Source organism: Nitrospira sp. BLG_2, assembly GCF_049222245.1.
This window is the reverse complement of record NZ_JBLYIG010000286.1, coordinates 1-3,110: the sequence shown is the minus strand read 5'-3', so window position 1 is coordinate 3,110 and position 3,110 is coordinate 1. Positions and strand designations below refer to the sequence as shown.

The window sequence follows — 3,110 nt, the reverse complement described above, 5'->3', positions numbered from 1 at the left end:
GAGCGGGAGCGCCGACCACTCCTGTTCGGAGGATCGGCTCTTCTACCGACCCAAACGGAAGATATGACCACCTAGGACGCTGCGATCGCCGACTTGAGCACATTGGCCGCTTGAGGACCCTTGGCTCCTTGTATGATATCAAACTCGACGTTTTCCCCTTCCTTGAGAGTCTTGAAACCGTCTCCTTGTAACGCGGAATAATGGACGAAGACGTCTTCTCCGCTATCCAGCCGAATGAATCCAAACCCTTTTCGATCGTTGAACCACTTGACTGTTCCTTTTGTCTTCACAGAAGCCCTCCTTTTGTCAACAACTACCCTTGGTTACGTAGCCGCTCCACTCAATCACTCCTGCATCAAAATTGAAAATAGATTGGGCAAGAATCCGGCTGGTAGAAAGGACGGGAACCTGAAGGAATGATGCATCACTCACGGAACCCATCTTTGAAGGAAAGTCGCGCTGCATGTAACATAGGCTTCATGCTCTGTCAAGCGAATCTTTAAGGCGGGTATTTTCTCCTGTGTTTACAGGTGAGAACGACTCCCCTATAGTGTTCAAAATTTTTCCGGCCCAGATATTTTGTGATCTTACGAACACTGCTCGATCGGTACATTTTCACGGAACTTCTCTCTCCGTTTGGTCTCAGCCTCGGCGCGCTCTGCTTTGTCATGTTGACCAGGGAACTCTTGCGCCTTGTCGAACTCCTCGTATCCAAGGGAATCGGTTTTTGGGCGGTTCTCAAGGTGATCGCCATGCTGCTTCCCTCCGGTCTCGTACTCACGCTTCCGATCGCAGGACTGATCGCGTCGGTTACGGCATTTGGCCGGTTATCCTTTGATAAGGAATTGGTTGCTATGCGAGCAACCGGGCTCAGTCTGCTTCGCCTTTCGCAGCCGGTATTTCTGTTCTCGGTGTGTGTCTTTACGATGACATTGGTCTTATCTCAATGGGGGCAGCCATGGAGTTCCTTGAACCTCAAGAAGGTGGCTCTCAATCTGCTCAAAGATCAGCTGGCTTTGGCTTTGGAGCGGGGCACCTTCAATGAGCCGATCCCCCGCATGATGATTTATGTTCCCGAAGGAGAGCCAGGCGGTCCGACCGAGGGCATCTTTATCTCGGATGAACGTCTGCCCGATGAACCTCGGGTCATCGTCGCGGAGCAATACCATGTCTTTATGGATGCAGCCCATACGCAGGTCGCACTCCAGCTGGTGAATGGAGTCATTCATAGCCGACCGCGTCAGGTCGATCAATATCGGCAGATCGCGTTCGCCAGTTACGATCTCAAGATCGATCTTAACCTCAGCAGCTATTCCGCCACTGAAGAGCGCCCATCATATGAACAGATCATGGCACGGCTGGCCGAATCCGGCGGCAAGGATGCCGGCTCGCTTCGTCGGCTGATGGAATATTATAAAGACTTGGCCTTTCCGACCGCTTCGCTCGTATTCTGTTTACTCGGCGTGCCGGTCGGAATCGTCTCGAAGCGGTCCGGACGGATCGGCGGGTTTGCCGTCGGCGTAGGAATCATCATCGCGTTTTATGTCTTAAATGTCGGGTGTGATTTTTTGGTGACGGCCTTGATCCTTCATCCGTTTTGGGGAGCCTGGTTGCCCAATATCATATTCGTCGTCATCACCGTCGTCCTTTTCATCAGGATGAGCAGGCAATAGCATCATGACGATTCTATTCCGCTACATCCTGCGTGAATACTCCAAAATCTTCGGCATGTGCTTTTCCGGCTTGGCGACCATTTATCTAGTCATCGACTTTTTTGAGAAAGTCCGCCGGTTCTTGCGCTATGAATCGGGAATCGTTCCTATCCTCGCGTACTTCGCACTGAAGATTCCCTCCATTTCATTCCAAGTCGCTCCGTTTGCTATCTTAGTGGCCACCTTGCTGACGCTCGGTCTGCTCGCGCGCAGCAACGAAATTACCGCCATGCGCAGCTGCGGGATCAGTTTGCTGTGGATGACCTCGCCGTTTCTCCTGTTTGCCGCCGGCGTGTCTGTGAGTCTCTGCTTCTTCAGCTCAACCGTCATCCCGCTCGCCTCGGAGAAAGCCGAAGAAGTCCGCGTAGTCCAGATCGAGCAAAGGCCGGCTCCAATCACCGTCAAAGCCGCCCAGCCATGGGTCCGTATCAGTGCCGAGGGCCTGATGGAAGTCAATGAGATCGACGTCGGAGGCAAGATCCTTCGAGGTGTACGAATTTTTTATTTTCGTCCGCCGTTTAAGCTCGAGCGGATTACAGAAGCGGCTGAAGCCCGCTACACTTCGCAATGCTGGATCCTACTGAACGGACACCATCGCCGGTTTCAATCGGACGATAGTGTAGAACTGGCTTTGTTCACGGAACAAGCGATCAGGATTCCGTTGATTCCGGATGATTTCTCCTCCTCACTTGTGGGGAACTCAGAAACCATGACGTTTCGGGAAATCCAAGATTACCTGGCACGCTTTCGGCAAGAAGATTTTTCGTTCACCCGTCTGTTGACGGACTACTACGGCCGGGTCGCATTCCCGTTAGTGACCGTCGTGATGGCGCTCGTCGGGATTGCGTTGAGTTTACGGCGAACCGGAGTCCGCGGTGGAAATATGGCCGCGGGCATCGGGCAAGCGTTCATCGTTGGATTCTGCTACTGGACGACCCATTCCGTCGCTATCGCACTCGGACGAGGGGGAGCCTTGGCTCCCATGCTTGCCGGCTGGATGGCTAATGCGCTGTTCCTCAGCTTCGGACTCTACCTGTTACTAAAAGTTAGGCACTAAACAGAGGTTTCCTAGTTGACTGTCTATCGGTCTTCCGGTAAGAAAGGCGCCGTAGGCGCCCAGAAGGAGGGAGAAACATGACCTCGCGCGTGGTAATTACCGGTCTCGGGGTAGTATCTCCCGTCGGGATCGGGGTCAGTGAATTTTGGAAGGCGGCCCTTGCGGGTCGTTCTGGGATTACTGCGATTCCCTCCCTGGGATGGTTTCCGATGTCCGGCTATCGTTCGCGGGTTGCTGGGCAAGTCCTCAATTTCTCACCGGAACAGTATTTATCAACTATGCAGGCGAGTCGCGTGGATCGCTACGCGCAATTCGCCTTGGTCTCCACAAAAGAAGCACTC

The 3,110-nt window shown here is 53.3% G+C and carries 4 protein-coding genes; 3 read left to right on the top strand and 1 reads right to left on the bottom strand.

What is annotated here, in order from left to right:
- Positions 1-71: 71 nt before the first annotated feature.
- Positions 72-290 carry a cold shock domain-containing protein gene (locus ACOSYY_RS07905; protein WP_421661724.1) on the bottom strand — a complete coding sequence of 73 codons (219 nt, stop codon included), beginning with the start codon at positions 288-290 and terminating at the stop codon, positions 72-74.
- Between the two features lie 291 nt (positions 291-581).
- On the opposite strand from ACOSYY_RS07905, the gene ACOSYY_RS07900 reads away from it, so the two are divergent.
- From ACOSYY_RS07900 to ACOSYY_RS07890, 3 genes are all read left to right on the top strand, one after another.
- Entirely contained in the window at positions 582-1,673 is a 1,092-nt protein-coding gene (locus tag ACOSYY_RS07900) for an LptF/LptG family permease (protein ID WP_421661723.1), read from the top strand.
- Positions 1,674-1,677: 4 nt separating this feature from the next.
- Entirely contained in the window at positions 1,678-2,769 is a 1,092-nt protein-coding gene (gene lptG / locus ACOSYY_RS07895) for an LPS export ABC transporter permease LptG (RefSeq protein ID WP_421661722.1), read from the top strand.
- A 77-nt stretch (positions 2,770-2,846) separates the two neighbouring features.
- Positions 2,847-3,110: beta-ketoacyl synthase N-terminal-like domain-containing protein (locus ACOSYY_RS07890; RefSeq protein ID WP_421661721.1), on the top strand; the 264-nt coding region annotated here is incomplete at its 3' end.

Coding starts and splice junctions, on each gene's coding strand:
- lptG (WP_421661722.1), top strand. CDS start 1,678: ATGACGATTCTATTCCGCTACATCCTGCGTGAATACTCCAAAATCTTC.